This is a genomic window from Streptomyces sp. NPDC031132 (assembly GCF_055570595.1).
This window is the reverse complement of the sequence record NZ_JBVIGX010000022.1, coordinates 1-13,059: the sequence shown is the minus strand read 5'-3', so window position 1 is coordinate 13,059 and position 13,059 is coordinate 1. Positions and strand designations below refer to the sequence as shown.

Genomic DNA, 13,059 nt, shown 5'->3' with positions numbered 1-13,059 from the left:
ACCCCACGACCGGCCAAGGAAGGAAGGCACATGGCTCGCCGCCAGACCCCCCACAAGCCCCCCAAGTCCCGCCCAAACCCACTGGACGCAGCAAAGATCACGTACGTCGACTACAAGGACAACGATCTCCTGCGGAAGTTCATCTCCGACCGCGGAAAGATCCGCAGCCGGCGCGTCACCCGCGTCACGGCCCAGCAGCAGCGGCAGCTCGCCACCGCGATCAAGAACGCCCGCGAGATGGCCCTGCTCCCGTACGGCAGCAGGTGAGGCCCGCCGCCCCCTGCGCCCCGACCCACTCCCACGACACACCGACTCACTCAGGAGATCCCATGGCCACCCCCAAGCGGAAGATGTCCCGCGGCAACACCCGCCACCGCAGGGCCCGGTGGAAGGCCGCCACGCCCCGGCTCGTGCCGATCACGGTCGACGGCTCCGTGTACCAGGTGCCGCAGCGTCTGGTGAAGGCGTACGAGCGCGGCCTGCTCCGCCCCGAGGGCTGAGCCGCCCATGACGACGTACGACCGACTGCCGGTGACCGTCCTGCCCGGTTTCCTCGCCGGCGCCGCCCTCGGGGACCTCGCACGCCTCGACACCACGGTCACCGTGTTCGACGCCGCAAACTTCCTGCCGGACCCTGCCGGCGGCGACGAACTCGAGGGGCAGGGCTCAATGCGCGGCCGGTGAGCGATCGGGCCGCCTCGGAACGGTCGCCTGCGGCCTGGAGGTGCTCGATGGCCTCACCGATCCGTGTGCCCCCCACGAACCGGTGCGCGGCGAGGCGGTGCAGTAAGGGAAGTCCTCGGGCCGCGCCCGGCGACGCTCCGGCCGGAGGGGTGTTCGGTCCTCGGGCGTGGTCGACTACGCCTGGCGCACGGGATGGCGGAGCAGATAGACGGCCGCGGTCGAAACCAGGGCGGTCATACAGGCGAGGAACACCAGTCCGGCGCCCTCCAGGCCAAGGGGCCCCGTCAATACGCCCACGCCGATCACCGGTACCGAGATGCCTGCGTACGCGACCACGAACAGCATCGAGATGACCGCCGCGCGCTGGTCGGCCGGAGACGCCCCGGCCACCGCGGAGAGCGCCCCGCGGAACGCCAGGCCCTGCCCACTGCCACCGACGAGCGCACTGAGGACCACCAGCGCCAGCAGGTCCCAGTACAGGGCGCCCGCGAGCAGCACCAGCCCGCAGAGGAGTGCCGCGCAGCCCAGTGGCAGGGAACGGCCGACCCCGATGCGGCCGACGGCCAGTTGTCCGGCGGTGGACGCGAAGAAGGCCAAAGCGACGATCAGCCCGCTCACGGCCCGGTCGTGCACGCCCAGGGACTCGACGAGGAACGCCGGGCTGACCGACGTGAACACTCCGAACAGCGCGAACCCCACGAACGAGGCGGCTGCGGCGGGCACGAACACCTGCCGCACCGACGCCGGCAGAGCAGGCCGCTGAGGCCGTACCGCCGCGAGCGACTGCCGCTCCCGTACCGTCTCGGGGAGTCGCAGCAGGACGGCGGCCGAAGCGGCCACGAGGACGAGGTGCACGGCGAACGGCAGGTACAGCGGCCAGGGAACGTACTGGGCGAGCACACCGGCGAGCAGGGGGCCGCAGCCCAGCCCGCCCATGTTGGCAGCCGTCGCCACGAACGTGGCGCGGGAGGAGCCGTCCCGTGGTGCCAGTTCGATGACGTAAGCCGTGGCGGCCCCGGTGAACAGACCTGCGGACAACCCCGACAGCAGCCGGCCCGCGTACAGCCAGCCCAGCCCGGTGGCGCACAGGAAGCAACCGGCGCTCGCCGCCGCGAGTCCGAGGCCCGCCAGCAGTACGGGCCGCCTGCCGACGACGTCCGAGGCGTTGCCCGCCAGCAGCAGGACCCCCATGACGCCGAAGGCGTACACGGCGTACACCACCGTCACCTGTAGCTCGGAGAATCCGAACTTCTCCTGGTAGAGGCCGTAGAGGGGGGTGGGCAGAGTGGTGCCGGCCATGCACACGGCGAACACCGCCCCGCCGAGGAAGCACTGGCGCCAGCGTCTGCGATCACCGTCCATACCGCCGACGTTAATGGCGACCGGAATCGCGGACGGCGCGGCATGCCGACGCCACGGCATCCCGGACCGGGAGGTCCTGGGTGAGCCGGGCATGACTCGGGCACGCGAAATGATCGTGGCCGCCTGGCGGATCAGCCCCGAGGTGTGGACCGAGAAGTACCTGATGGAGCGCCTCCTGAAGGCGGACGGCGGCAGCGTGGACACGCTCGTCGCCGTCCACGCTGCGGACCTCGCCCCGAACGGCCACACGCACCTGGTGACCGCCCGGGAGCCGGAGGAGGTGGGCCGCACGGCCGAGGCCCTGGAGTAGGCCGAACGCGGGCTACGGGAGGCCGAGTCCGACACTCGTACAGCGCCTCGCGGCGCGCGTGGAGTGCCGGACGCACTCCTACGGCAAGACGATCCGTACCGTCCTGCGCCTGTCCTGAGCGCCCGGGCCCTCACAGATAGCGGCGCAGCGGGCGGACCGACAGCTCCCGGGCGCGCTGCAGCAGGGAGCGGCGCTTCCAGCGGTGCCCGACGATCCGCGTGCTGACCTCCAGGTCCTGGTCGTAGTGCTCGTCCAGGGTCCGGGTGAGGTCCGGGTCCATCACCGCCAGCATGACCTCCTCGTCGTGGTCGAGGGAGCGGCGGTTGAAGTTGGACGAGCCGATGAGGGAAACCACGCCGTCCATGGTGATGACCTTCGCGTGCATCATCGTCGGCTGGTACTGGTGGATGCGCACGCCCGTGGCGGTGAGCGCCTCGTAGTGGTGCTGTCCGGCCAGTTGACACACGCGCTTGTCGGTGTGCGGGCCGGGCAGCAGGATCTCGACCGTGACGCCACGGCGGGCGGCGGCCGCGAGCAGGTCGACGAAATGGTCGTCGGGGGCGAAGTACGCGGTTGCCAGGCGCACGCGCTCCTGCGCCGATTCGAGGATCACGCGCATCAGCGTCTGCATGTCCTGCCAGCCGAAGGCGGCCGATCCGCGCACCACTTGGACGATGGCGGAGCCGGCCGGCTCGTGGGGCCCGAATCGGTCGCGTTCGTCGAAGAGCTCCGGATGGCACTCCGCCCAGTTCTGCGCGAACGCCGCGGCGATCCCGTCGACGGCGGGTCCGCGGACCTCGGCATGCGTGTCGCGCCACTCGCCGGGGTTGCGGGCGTCACCGCACCATTCCTCGGCGATGCCCACTCCGCCGGTGAAGGCCGTCCGCTCGTCGACGACGAGGACCTTGCGGTGGCAGCGGTGGTTCTGCTTGAGCGGGGAGAGGTAGGCGGGCTTGCGGAACCAGGCGACGTCCACTCCGGCGGCGTCCATGTGGTCCAGGAGGTCCTGCTCGATCAGGCGGCTGCCGAAGCCGTCCAGGAGCAGCCGTACCCGAACCCCGGCGCGGGCGCGTTCGGCCAGGGCCTCAGCGAACCGGCGGGCGATGGCGCCCTTCCAGTACACGAACGTCATCATGTCGATGGTGTGGCGGGCGGAGGCGATGGCGTCCAGCATCGCGGCGAAGATCTCGTCTCCGTTGCGCAGGGGGCGTACGGAGTTCCCTTCGGTCGCCGCGATGCCGATCAGTCTCTCCAGCCGGCGGCGGATGCGGTGGATGCGTTCCTGCGCCTCGTCCGTGCCGGGGGTGACGGGCCCGGGCCCGGGCCCGGGTCCGGGCAGCGGCGTGGTGCGGGCGGCGGGGGTGCCGGTGACGGCGGCGCGGGTGGTGTCGGTGTCGGTCATGGCGGTGCTCCTCGGTCGGGACGGGCGGGACGGGCGGGACGGCAGGGCGGGTCAGGCGGAGGCACTCGCTCCGGGCTCCGGTCCGCCCGCCTCCCACGGAGGCGGTGCCTCCATCTCCGTCCACGCCGCCAGGGCCTCGCCGTCGACGCAGACGATCCCGCAGGTGTCGGCGTACTCGGCCGCGGGAGCGGTGAGGGAACCGGTCGTGACGAGGACCGCGACATCCGCCTGGTGGACCGCGAAACAGGTCCCGCCGAAGCGCTGGAGGTCCTGCGAACCGACCCGGTTGTCCTCGGAGTAGTGCTTGCATTGCAGCACCACCCGCCTCCCGTCCGCCGTCGTCGCAAGGACGTCGGCGCCCAGATCGCCCGCGCCGCCGACGACCTCCACCGAGGTGCAGCCGTCCCGGGCGCACAAGGCGGCGACCGTGTGCTCGAAGCCGTCTGCGTCGGCCCCGGCGTGGTCCAGGGCCCCGCTCCCCACGTCGGGGAGCTCCCTCGTCGGTGCCGCGCTCCCGTCGAGCGCCGCTGCCGGAGGCCGCCCTCGGATGCCGCGCGGTCGGGGGGCGTGGCGCCGGCCGGGGGCGACCGTCCACTTCACCAGTACCGCTCCGAGCAGCAGCGCGACCAGGGCGGCGATCGGCGACACCGGGAGTCCGGCCCCGCTCTCCGGCGCAGCCTTCACGAAGGCGACCAAGCCGCCGATGCCGATGCCGAGCAGCCCGACCACGAGCACCACGTCACGCCCGAGACCCGTGCCCCGCACGGACGCGGGCACGTCCTCGTCAGGTGTCGCCATACGAGGTCCCCTCCCCTCCCCTTCGCGCGTCGAGGTCCCCGATCCGTGTCGGACCGGGGACCTCGACGGACGTCGAACACTGTCGGACGCCCGTATGGCCGCGATTACGGTTCTCAAACCGGGGAAGGACCTCGGATCCCGTCACACCCGCCGGGGCGCGATGGTCATGGTCGTGGCCTCGGCCACACCGGGCGCGGTGGCGAATGCGGTGTCGGCGCCGGTGAGTTCCAGGAGCCGGGCCAGGCGGGCGGGTACGCTCCCGGCCAGGACCACCGGCCGTTCCAGGGCCGGCAGCAGCAGGACGCCGAGTGCGGTCGAGTCGACGAACGTCACCGCGGCGACGTCCAGTACGTACCGGGCGACACCCGGCGCCGCGGGGTCCATCGCGACCCGCAGCGCGGCCACATTGTCCATGTCGAACTCCCCCGCCATCACCACGATCCGTACGTCCCCTTCGGACCGCGTCTCGACGTGGCTGCGTGTTTCCGTGTCCTGCGTGTCCCTGTTCATGGCCGTCCTCTCCGCGTCGTTGTGCCGGTTCGCGATGCGCCCCGTTCCCGTCCGGCCCTCACCGGGCGGCGCGGGGCAGTTTGACGACCGTGATGAAGAAATCGTCGATCTGCTGGATCGCCCGCATGAACTGGTCGAGGTCGACCGGCTTCGTCACGTAGGCGTTCGCGTGCAGCTTGTAGCTGCGCAGGATGTCCTCCTCGGCGGCCGAGGTGGTGAGCACGACCACGGGGATGTGGCTCAGCTCCGGATCCGTCTTGATCTGCTCGAGCACCTGCCGGCCGTCGTACTTGGGCAGGTTCAGGTCGAGGAGGATGAGGTCGGGGCGGGGCGCGTCCGCGTACTCGCCCCGGCGGTAGAGGAAGTCCAGTGCCTCCAGGCCGTCCCGCACCACGTGCAGGACGTTCCCGATCTTGTTGTCGGCGAAGGCCTCACGGGTCATCAGCTCGTCGCCCGCGTCGTCCTCGACCAGCAGGACTTCGGCGGGGGCTGCCCGGGTGTGGTCGTCGGAGGTGCTCATGAGGGGGTTCCTTCGGTGAGTACGGGGTCCGGTACGGCATCGGCATCGGCATCGGCACCGCGGGCGACGGGCAGGGTGAAGACGATCCGGGTGCCCTCCTGGTGGGTGGTGTCGATCTGGATCTGGCCGCCCGCGTGTTCGACGATCTTCTTGCAGAGCGCGAGGCCGATGCCGGTCCCTCCGTACGTCTCGCGGCCGTGCAGCCGCTGGAAGATGACGAACACTTTCTCGGCGAACTCGGCCGGGACGCCGATGCCGTTGTCCGTGACGGAGAAGGTGGCGAAGCCCGGGTCCGCGGCGGGCTCGTCGACCACCGCGACCTCCACCCGCGCGGGGCGGTCGGGCGAGCGGAACTTGACGGCGTTGCCGAGCAGGTTCTGCCACAGCATGGTCAGGAGCGTGGGGTCGCCCACCACGTCCGGGAGCCGCTCGGGCCGCGTGATCTCCGCGTCGCTCTCCTCGACGGCGGCGGCCAGGTTGCGCAGCGCCCGGTCCAGGGAAACGTCCAGGGCGACCGTCTCGCGGGCGTCCTGGATCCGGCCCACCCGCGAGAACGTCAGCAGGTCGTTGATCAGCACCTGCATCCGCTTGGCGCCGTCGACGGCGAAGGCGATGTACTGGGTGCCGCGCGCGTCAAGTTGGTCCCCGTAGCGCTTCTCCAGAAGCTGGCAGAAGGAGGCCACCTTGCGCAGCGGCTCCTGGAGGTCGTGCGAGGCGACGTACGCGAACTGCTCCAGCTCCGCGTTGGAACGGCGCAGCTCGACTGCCTGGGCGTCGAGTTCCCCGGCCGTGCGGTCGAGCCGCTCGGCGTTGCGCCGCGACTCGTTCAGTTCGGCGACGGTGCGGTGCCGCATGGCCTCCACGGCCGCGGCCAGGTCCCGCAGGTCGGCCGGGCCGCGCAGCGGGATCTGCTCGTCGAAGGCCCCGTTCGCGACGCGTCGGGAGGCCGCGCGCACCAGTCCGAGGGGCCGGAGCACACCGACGTGCAGGAAGACCCCGAGGGCGGCGCCGGCCAGCAGGAAGCCCACGACGATCGCCAGGAGGATCTTGTCGCGCTGCGTACGCGCCTCGCCGAAGGTGGTGCGGGCTTCGGCCTGGATGCGGTCCAGGTGCGCCTGCTGCGCCGCGATCCGTCGGCGGACCTCGTCGAAACGGTCCTTGCCGGTCTGGAGCGAGGGCCGGGGGTCACCGTCGTCCACGGAGGCGATGGCGGGCAGCGCGAACTCCTGTCGCCAGGCGCGGGCGGCCTCCTGCACGGCCGCCAGGTCGGCGCGTACCCCGGCGTCGCCCTCGAGGACGGTCGACAGGCGCTGCGCGGCGGCGGCCTCGTTGGCCAGGCCCCGTTCGTACGGTTCCAGAAGCGCGGGTTCGTCGGCCAACAGGTAGCCCCGGATGCCGGTCTCCTGGTCCAGGAGGGCGGTCTCCAGCCGCAGCGCGTCCCGCTGGGCGGGCAGGATCCCGTCGACGAGCCGGTCTCCGGCCGTGGTCGTGCGGGAGAGGAGGGTGGCTCCGAGGGCGCCCGTGCCGACGACCACGAGGGCCAGGACGACGAGCACGGTGGTCAGCCAGGCTTGCAGGCTCGGCCCGTGTCGGTCGGCGGCCCGTCCTCGGCGCTCTGTCGGCGGCTGTGCGGTGGGGGTCACGTGGGGGTGTTCCATTCGAGGTGCAGTACGGCGACGTCGTCGGCCAGGCCGCCCCAGTCCGCGGCGAGGCCCTGCGCCGCCTGGATGAGGGAGTCGACGAACAGTTCGGCGGGCAGGTCGGCGTGGCGGCGGGCGATCTCCAGGAGACCGGCTTCGTCGAGCCGTTCGGACCCCGGACCGACGCGTCCCTCGATCAGCCCGTCGGTGAAGAGCATCACGGCGCCGTCCTTCTCCAGCGGGACCTCGGTGACGGGCCAGCCGGCGCCCCAGCCGGGCATGATGCCGAGCGCGGGCCCTCCCGGGACGGTCCACAACTCCACGCCGGCCGTGGAGCGGACCAGGAATCCGGGATGGCCGGCCCGCTGCACGGACACGGCGGCGGCGCCGGGCGGGCGGGTGACGGAGACCAGTGTGGCGAAGATCTCGGGGCCGGAGCGCTCCGCGAGGAGGATGCGCTCCAGCAGTCCGAGCAGCTCGGCGCCGCGCGCGCCGGCCATCACGAAGGACCGCCAAGCCACGCGCAGGCACACGCCGAGCGCCGCTTCGCTCGGGCCATGCCCGGAGACGTCGCCGACGACGGCGTGGGTGGCCCCGTCGGGGGTCTGGACGACGTCGTAGAAGTCACCGCCCAGCAGTGTCTGGGCCCGTCCGGGGTGATAGCGGGCGCAGACGCTGACGGCGTCGGCCGGGTCGTCGAGGAGCAGCGGGGTCGGCAGCAGACCGCGTTCGAGACGGGCGTTCTCCTCGGCGCGGAGCCGGCCCGCTTCGAGGGCGACCGCCGCCAGCTCGGTCCGCTTGCGCTGGATCGCGTACCGGATGGCCCGCATGAAGACGTCCGGCTCCACGCGCCCCTTGATCAGGTAGTCCTGGGCACCGGCCGCGACGGCGGTCAGTCCCGCACGTTCCTCGGAGAGACCGGTGAGGACGACGACGGCGAACTCGGCGGAGACGGCGAGGACCTTCTTCAGTCCGTCGAGCCCCTGGGCGTCGGGGAGGTGGAGGTCGAGCAGCACGCAGGCGGGCGCCTCCTCCTCCAGGAGGTGCAGGGCGTCGGCGAGGGAGGAGGCGCGGCCGAGACGGACGTCGATGCCGCTGTCCTCGACGAGTTCCTCGACGAGCAGGGCGTCGCCCTCGTCGTCCTCGATGAGCAGGACGTACGGCGGCACCCCGTCCCACAGGGCCAGCGAGTCATCCCCCTCGACGGACGCGGCCTGCCGGGCCCGGTTCACCACCTGCCGCGGTGGCGTGCGGGCAGCAGGGTGCCGGTCCCCGAGCCCAATCGTGCTCGCCATCGCGTCGCGTCTGTCCCTTCTCGCCGCCGGAAGCGGACGTCCGACGGACGCCTGGTCGTACCGGATCAGCGTAGAGCGATCATTTGCCGTCAGGCAATGTTTTACGAACTCAATGATTATGCCGTGCGCGCACCGGCGGTCGTACCAGTCCCCGCGAGGACCCCGCCCCACCCTCAGGCGGTGTCCGGGATCCGGGCGGCGCGGGGAGCTGCCGACGGGGTGGCCGCGGCCGGGGCGGCCGGCGGCACGTCCGCGGGAGGAGCGGCCGAGGGCACGTCCGCAGCGGGAGTGACCGCAGGCCCAGGGGCGGGAGGAGCGGCCGGCGGCACGTCCGCGGTGGCAGTTGCCGCGGCCGCCGGCGCCGGGGTGCTCGCGGCGACGGCGGCCGGGAAGAGCCTGGCGGCCGCTTCCCGGAACGCCGCGAGACCCGTCACCAGCGCGTCCACGTCTCCCGGTGCCATCCCGGCGAGCACCGCCGTCAAGGCGCGCTCCCGGGCCGTCCGCCGCTCGTCCAGCAGGGCCCGCGCCTGGTGCGTGAGGCGCAGCTCGACCTCGCGCCGGCTGCTCGGGTGCGGAGCGCGAGTGAGCAGGCCCATGGCCTCCAGCCGGCTGCAGAGGCGGGTGACCGACGGCGGGCGGGAGTCGAGCAGGGAACCCAGGGCCCGCAGGTTGATGCCCTCGGCCGCCTCGACGGCCAGCAGCGCCCTCCATTGCGAGGGGGACACGGCTGGTGTTCCGCCGTCCTGGCCCCGGGCGTACAGGACCGCGAGGAGTTCCGCGGCGGCGCCGAGCACCGCGCCCGGATCCTCGTGTGCTCCGGTCGGGCCGGGACGGGACATGCCACCACTGTGGCACCCTCCCGTCTCCGGCGCCTATGGCTCGCTCGGCCCCGCACCGGGCCGTCCGTGCCAGTCGAGGCAGAGGACCATGGCATCGTCGGTGGCCTCGACGGCGCCGCGGTGTCCGGCCAGCTCCTCCAGCAACGCCCGGGGCACCTGCGAGGGCGGCAGCAGACGGGTGTTCAGGACCGCCCGGCCCAGGGCGTTCAGGCCGTAGCGCTCCCCGGCCGGGGACAGGACGTCGTACACCCCGTCGCTCAGGAAGAACAGCCGGTCCCCGGGCAGCAGGCGCAAGCGCTGAGAGGCGTAGACGGTGTCCTCGAACATCCCGAGCGGCAGCTGGGCCTCCAGCGCGATCTGCTCCACCGTTCCCCCGCGCAGTCGCCAGAGACGGGGCGATCCCGCATCGACGATCTCGGCCTCGCCGGTGTCCAGGCTGATGCGGAGCAGCAGCACCGCCAGGTGCATCCGGCCCCGGTACTGGCCGTACAGGGCCTGGTCGGCCAGCGACGCCTGGTCGGCGATCCCGAGGCCGGCTCGGCGGGCGTTGCGCATGGCGCTCACGGCAAGGCTGGTCAGCAGGGCGGCGTCGATGCCCTCGCCCATGCCGTTGTTGACGGTCAGCGTCAGGTGGTCGGCCGAGGCCGACCAGTCGAAGCAGTCGCCGTAGATGGCGTAGGCGGGCTCCAACTGCGCTCCGAGGTCGTACTCCGGACGCGAGCAGGAGCGTCCGGGCAGCAGCTGCCACTGCATCTCGGCGGCCAGGGTGAGCCGCTTGGCCCGCCGGGCCTGCAGGAAGAAGTCGGTGTCCCGGTCGGCGACGAGGATCTCGTGGGCCAGCGCGTCCGCCACGTCCCGCAGGGGCCCGAGGGCCGCGGGCGTGTACGCGCCGGCCGCGTAGTGGACGCTCAGGACACCCAGCCGGTCGCCGCGCACGCTCACCGGAAGGTGGGCGGTGACCCCGCTCTCCCGGGCGACGACGTGCGGCTCTTGGGCGCCGAAGGCCCGGCCCTCCGCGCCGTTGTACGCCGAGACGGACTCCGCGGTGAACGGCTGGGCCGTGACGGGCTGGAGGCGGGCCGAGGCGTAGTCCGCCATCAGCAATTCCGCGCTCCGTGCTCCGTGGTCGCGGACCAGGGCCTCACGGACCTTCTCGAACAGCTCGTGTGGTGCCGCGTCCCGCAGGGTGCGCGCCACTCCGTCGCCTCCAGCCACCGGTTTGATACCCGCCTCTCTCACGACTGTCAAAATGGGGGACCACGAAGCCGCCGGTTCGCCGGGAAAGGCGGCTCGTACACCCGGGGGGAGTGTCACATGAGTCAACCGCCGAGCGGCTCCCACCGGCCGGTCATGTCGGCGGTGGCGGAGATGAGCGAGCTGATCGAGCTGCTGGAGGTGGTCTGGGAGCGGGGGCGTGACACGGTCAGCGAGCCGCCCGTCTCCTCCGCCCAGGCCAGGGTTCTGTTCCTCGTCGACGGGAACGAGATGAACCTGCGGGAACTGGGCCGGCTGCTGGAGGCGGCCCCGCCGTCGGTCACCCGGTTGTGCGACCGGCTCCAGGCCGTCGGCTTCCTCGAACGGCACCCCGGACCGGACGACCGGCGCGAAGTCCTGGTCCACCTGACGCAGGCCGGACGCGCCTACCTCGACGGCCTGCGCGCGCGCAGGCAGGAGTCCTTGGCGAAGGCGATGGCGACGATGTCACCGGCCTCGCGGGAGGCCCTCGCGGCGGGGCTGGCCGATTTCTGCTCGGCGGTCGCGACCCCGCTCCGACTGCCGCCCCGGCAGACGCTCGCCCCCCGGACGGCCTGACGCCCCCGGCACGTGTCCGGACCGGAATAGGGGGCAAGCGGCCGACATGAACGATACGGAAAAGACCCGCGAGCCCGGGACGGCCGAGCCGGAACTGCCCGCCAAGGTCCCCGAAAGCGAGGCGGCCCTCACTCCCGACCTTCCGCCGCTGGACCCCCCGGCGCCGGACCTGCCGGGCGCGGCGGGTGCCGGACGCGGCGAAGGTGCGGGGGACGCCGGTGGCTCCGAGAATTCCGGTGGCTCCGGGGAGGCCGGGGACGCGTCACAGGCGGAGGACGGCCGCCAGAGCAACGATCCCGTCCCGCAGGAGCCCACGGCCTGACGCCCGGTCGCGCGACGGCGTCGCGTTGCCCGTGCCCGGCCGTACGGGCCGCGGCGCGTTCCGGTCCGGCCCCTGTCCCTCGGCAACCGCTGCGCCCCTCCCTTTCCGGGAGGGGCGCAGCCCGCCCTGGAGGCTCAATGTCTGCTCGGAGGCGACTGTCCGCGCCCGAGGCAGCCGCGTGGAACCCGTTGCCAGGGCAGCTCACGGCACACGCGGTGCACGCCCCGCGGCCCGTCCCGGTCGCGAGGACCCGGCTCCGGGACACGGCAGGTCCCCGGGAAGTCGCCGGGGCCGCCCTCGTACGGGGAGCGGCACTCCTGGCCCTCGTCACGGGGGCCCTCGGTGGTTCACCGGCGGTGGCCGGGGCGGCGGTCACGGCCTGGATCGGTGCGGTGAGCACTGTGACGGCGGTGTTCGGCCACCGCCCCGTCGAACCGGCGGCGGCCCCCCGTCGAGCCTGACCTCCCCTTCCCCGTCCGGGGAAGGTTCAGCGGACCCGTCGGATCCGGATCGGGCCGCGGGCCGCCGCCGGTTCGACCCGGCGGCCGCCCTGGGTGATCTCCACCTCTCCCGACGTGACCAGCCGTCGGGCTGCGCGGCGGGCCGGCTCCATGAGCGCGCGCCAGCCGTCGTCATCCCCCTCGTACACGGCTCGTGCGGCGTCGGAGGGGGAGATCGTCGAGGCCGGACCACGGCGGTCCAGCAGGTCCAGGATGGCGCGTTCCAGGGCCCGGCCCGCCTGTCTTGCGGTGCGCGTCACCACTCCAGCCTCCCATCGCGGCGGCGCGCCGCGCTGCCGACGGGCCGGTCGCTCGCGTTCCCCGCCTCAGGCGTCGAGCGCCCGCAGGCCGTCGCCCCAGCGGGTCCTTCGCTCCTCAGCGCTCTGTTCCCACCAGGGCACGCCGCGCTCACCGAGGGCCACCTTCGCCGTCTGCACCCGGTCCCGGGCGGCGCGCTCCGCTGCCGCGTCACCGGTACGCCGGGCGGCGGCCACCGCACGGCGCGCGGCCATCAGGTGGGCGCGCAGCCGGGCGGACGCCTCCGCCGGGACGGTCGGGTCGGTGGCACGCCAGCGGCGACCGCCGATGACGACGTGGTGCCCGTCCGGGGTGACGGGCGGCGACGCTTTGCCGTTCACGACCGGCGCGTGCCCCCTGCGGGCGGCCACGAACCCTCTCCGGGGCCGGACGGCATGCCCCGGGCCGGGCCGGGGCAGGCACAGCCCGCCGGAACGCAGACGGACGGGAGACGTGATGAACGGCGACAGGGAACCGCGCCGCGGCGACGAGGTGTCGTGGAGGAGTCACGGCCAGACGGTCCCGGGCAAGGTGAAGAAGAAGATCACGAAGCGGACCCGGGCGGCGGGCCGTGCGGTCGACGCCTCCGCGGAGGAGCCCCAGTACGAGGTGGAGAGCCACAAGACGGGCCGGTCCGCGGTCCACAAGGCGAGCGCACTGCGCAAGAAGGGCACCTAGGGGGTGTCTTGCCGATCAGGCCGGATCAGGGAGCGGCGTCCGGTGCGTGCGATCGCAAGGCCGAGGAGGGAGTCGACGCGGTGGGGGCAC

General features: G+C 73.0%; 17 protein-coding genes and 1 pseudogene. 7 read left to right on the top strand and 11 right to left on the bottom strand.

Annotated elements, in window-relative coordinates:
- Window positions 1–30: 30 nt before the first annotated feature.
- The 3 genes from rpsR to ACZ49B_RS26965 all read left to right on the top strand — a co-directional run bounded on the left by rpsR (window position 31) and on the right by ACZ49B_RS26965 (window position 684).
- On the top strand, window positions 31–267 hold the full coding sequence (gene rpsR, locus ACZ49B_RS26975) for a 30S ribosomal protein S18 (protein WP_468310772.1): 237 nt from the start codon (window positions 31–33) through the stop codon (window positions 265–267).
- A gap of 62 nt (window positions 268–329) precedes the next feature.
- A complete protein-coding gene (gene rpmF, locus ACZ49B_RS26970) occupies window positions 330–500 on the top strand; it encodes a 50S ribosomal protein L32 (protein WP_468310769.1) in 171 nt (56 codons plus the stop codon).
- Window positions 501–507: 7 nt separating this feature from the next.
- Window positions 508–684: a hypothetical protein gene (locus ACZ49B_RS26965; protein ID WP_468310944.1), complete on the top strand. Its 177-nt coding sequence runs from the start codon at window positions 508–510 to the stop codon at window positions 682–684.
- A gap of 174 nt (window positions 685–858) precedes the next feature.
- Here ACZ49B_RS26965 and ACZ49B_RS26960 read toward each other — a convergent pair whose 3' ends face one another.
- The gene (locus tag ACZ49B_RS26960) at window positions 859–2,046 is read right to left on the bottom strand and encodes an MFS transporter (protein ID WP_468310766.1); all 1,188 of its coding nucleotides are present in this window, start codon (window positions 2,044–2,046) and stop codon (window positions 859–861) included.
- Window positions 2,047–2,137: 91 nt separating this feature from the next.
- On the opposite strand from ACZ49B_RS26960, the gene ACZ49B_RS26955 reads away from it, so the two are divergent.
- Window positions 2,138–2,356 carry a hypothetical protein gene (locus ACZ49B_RS26955; RefSeq protein WP_468310764.1) on the top strand — a complete coding sequence of 73 codons (219 nt, stop codon included), beginning with the start codon at window positions 2,138–2,140 and terminating at the stop codon, window positions 2,354–2,356.
- A 130-nt stretch (window positions 2,357–2,486) separates the two neighbouring features.
- On the opposite strand, the gene ACZ49B_RS26950 is transcribed toward ACZ49B_RS26955, so the two are convergent.
- The 8 genes and pseudogenes from ACZ49B_RS26950 to ACZ49B_RS26915 all read right to left on the bottom strand — a co-directional run bounded on the left by ACZ49B_RS26950 (window position 2,487) and on the right by ACZ49B_RS26915 (window position 10,575).
- On the bottom strand, window positions 2,487–3,758 hold the full coding sequence (locus ACZ49B_RS26950; protein WP_468310761.1) for a phospholipase D-like domain-containing protein: 1,272 nt from the start codon (window positions 3,756–3,758) through the stop codon (window positions 2,487–2,489).
- Between the two features lie 51 nt (window positions 3,759–3,809).
- On the bottom strand, window positions 3,810–4,556 hold the full coding sequence (locus ACZ49B_RS26945; RefSeq protein ID WP_468310758.1) for a restriction endonuclease: 747 nt from the start codon (window positions 4,554–4,556) through the stop codon (window positions 3,810–3,812).
- Between the two features lie 141 nt (window positions 4,557–4,697).
- Window positions 4,698–5,066, bottom strand: a complete 369-nt coding sequence (locus ACZ49B_RS26940; protein WP_468310755.1) for an STAS domain-containing protein — start codon at window positions 5,064–5,066, stop codon at window positions 4,698–4,700.
- Window positions 5,067–5,124: 58 nt separating this feature from the next.
- A complete protein-coding gene (locus ACZ49B_RS26935; RefSeq protein WP_468310753.1) occupies window positions 5,125–5,586 on the bottom strand; it encodes a response regulator in 462 nt (153 codons plus the stop codon).
- Window positions 5,583–7,229: a sensor histidine kinase gene (locus tag ACZ49B_RS26930; RefSeq protein WP_468310750.1), complete on the bottom strand. Its 1,647-nt coding sequence runs from the start codon at window positions 7,227–7,229 to the stop codon at window positions 5,583–5,585. The genes ACZ49B_RS26935 and ACZ49B_RS26930 overlap by 4 nt, the downstream gene beginning before the upstream one ends.
- Complete coding sequence (locus tag ACZ49B_RS26925) at window positions 7,226–8,521, bottom strand: PP2C family protein-serine/threonine phosphatase (RefSeq protein WP_468310747.1); 1,296 nt, start codon at window positions 8,519–8,521, stop codon at window positions 7,226–7,228. The genes ACZ49B_RS26930 and ACZ49B_RS26925 overlap by 4 nt, the downstream gene beginning before the upstream one ends.
- A gap of 362 nt (window positions 8,522–8,883) precedes the next feature.
- A pseudogene (locus ACZ49B_RS26920) lies at window positions 8,884–9,360 on the bottom strand (MarR family winged helix-turn-helix transcriptional regulator); the annotation flags it as partial.
- A 33-nt stretch (window positions 9,361–9,393) separates the two neighbouring features.
- Window positions 9,394–10,575 (bottom strand): PP2C family protein-serine/threonine phosphatase, encoded by a 1,182-nt coding sequence (locus ACZ49B_RS26915; protein ID WP_468310745.1) that lies wholly within the window; start codon window positions 10,573–10,575, stop codon window positions 9,394–9,396.
- A 99-nt stretch (window positions 10,576–10,674) separates the two neighbouring features.
- Between ACZ49B_RS26915 and ACZ49B_RS26910 the strand changes: the two genes are divergently transcribed.
- Both ACZ49B_RS26910 and ACZ49B_RS26905 read left to right on the top strand, forming a co-directional pair.
- Entirely contained in the window at window positions 10,675–11,172 is a 498-nt protein-coding gene (locus ACZ49B_RS26910) for a MarR family winged helix-turn-helix transcriptional regulator (protein WP_468310742.1), read from the top strand.
- 46 nt (window positions 11,173–11,218) lie between these two features.
- The gene (locus ACZ49B_RS26905; protein WP_468310740.1) at window positions 11,219–11,494 is read left to right on the top strand and encodes a hypothetical protein; all 276 of its coding nucleotides are present in this window, start codon (window positions 11,219–11,221) and stop codon (window positions 11,492–11,494) included.
- Window positions 11,495–11,981: 487 nt separating this feature from the next.
- On the opposite strand, the gene ACZ49B_RS26900 is transcribed toward ACZ49B_RS26905, so the two are convergent.
- Together ACZ49B_RS26900 and ACZ49B_RS26895 are read right to left on the bottom strand one after the other, a co-directional pair.
- Complete coding sequence (locus tag ACZ49B_RS26900; RefSeq protein WP_468310737.1) at window positions 11,982–12,254, bottom strand: DUF3253 domain-containing protein; 273 nt, start codon at window positions 12,252–12,254, stop codon at window positions 11,982–11,984.
- A 66-nt stretch (window positions 12,255–12,320) separates the two neighbouring features.
- Window positions 12,321–12,632, bottom strand: a complete 312-nt coding sequence (locus ACZ49B_RS26895) for a hypothetical protein (RefSeq protein WP_468310734.1) — start codon at window positions 12,630–12,632, stop codon at window positions 12,321–12,323.
- Between the two features lie 115 nt (window positions 12,633–12,747).
- Here ACZ49B_RS26895 and ACZ49B_RS26890 point away from each other — a divergent pair, with 115 nt between their 5' ends.
- Entirely contained in the window at window positions 12,748–12,969 is a 222-nt protein-coding gene (locus ACZ49B_RS26890; protein ID WP_468310731.1) for a hypervirulence associated TUDOR domain-containing protein, read from the top strand.
- The last annotated feature ends 90 nt before the right edge of the window (window positions 12,970–13,059 follow it).

Bases quoted from the DNA above. Each gene is read 5' to 3' on its own strand.
- rpsR (WP_468310772.1), top strand. From the start codon at position 31: ATGGCTCGCCGCCAGACCCCCCACAAGCCCCCCAAGTCCCGCCCAAAC.
- ACZ49B_RS26925 (WP_468310747.1), bottom strand. From the start codon at position 8,521: ATGGCGAGCACGATTGGGCTCGGGGACCGGCACCCTGCTGCCCGCACG.
- ACZ49B_RS26965 (WP_468310944.1), top strand. From the start codon at position 508: ATGACGACGTACGACCGACTGCCGGTGACCGTCCTGCCCGGTTTCCTC.
- ACZ49B_RS26910 (WP_468310742.1), top strand. From the start codon at position 10,675: ATGAGTCAACCGCCGAGCGGCTCCCACCGGCCGGTCATGTCGGCGGTG.
- ACZ49B_RS26940 (WP_468310755.1), bottom strand. From the start codon at position 5,066: ATGAACAGGGACACGCAGGACACGGAAACACGCAGCCACGTCGAGACG.
- ACZ49B_RS26955 (WP_468310764.1), top strand. From the start codon at position 2,138: ATGACTCGGGCACGCGAAATGATCGTGGCCGCCTGGCGGATCAGCCCC.
- ACZ49B_RS26950 (WP_468310761.1), bottom strand. From the start codon at position 3,758: ATGACCGACACCGACACCACCCGCGCCGCCGTCACCGGCACCCCCGCC.
- ACZ49B_RS26890 (WP_468310731.1), top strand. From the start codon at position 12,748: ATGAACGGCGACAGGGAACCGCGCCGCGGCGACGAGGTGTCGTGGAGG.
- ACZ49B_RS26905 (WP_468310740.1), top strand. From the start codon at position 11,219: ATGAACGATACGGAAAAGACCCGCGAGCCCGGGACGGCCGAGCCGGAA.
- ACZ49B_RS26960 (WP_468310766.1), bottom strand. From the start codon at position 2,046: ATGGACGGTGATCGCAGACGCTGGCGCCAGTGCTTCCTCGGCGGGGCG.
- ACZ49B_RS26935 (WP_468310753.1), bottom strand. From the start codon at position 5,586: ATGAGCACCTCCGACGACCACACCCGGGCAGCCCCCGCCGAAGTCCTG.
- ACZ49B_RS26945 (WP_468310758.1), bottom strand. From the start codon at position 4,556: ATGGCGACACCTGACGAGGACGTGCCCGCGTCCGTGCGGGGCACGGGT.
- rpmF (WP_468310769.1), top strand. From the start codon at position 330: ATGGCCACCCCCAAGCGGAAGATGTCCCGCGGCAACACCCGCCACCGC.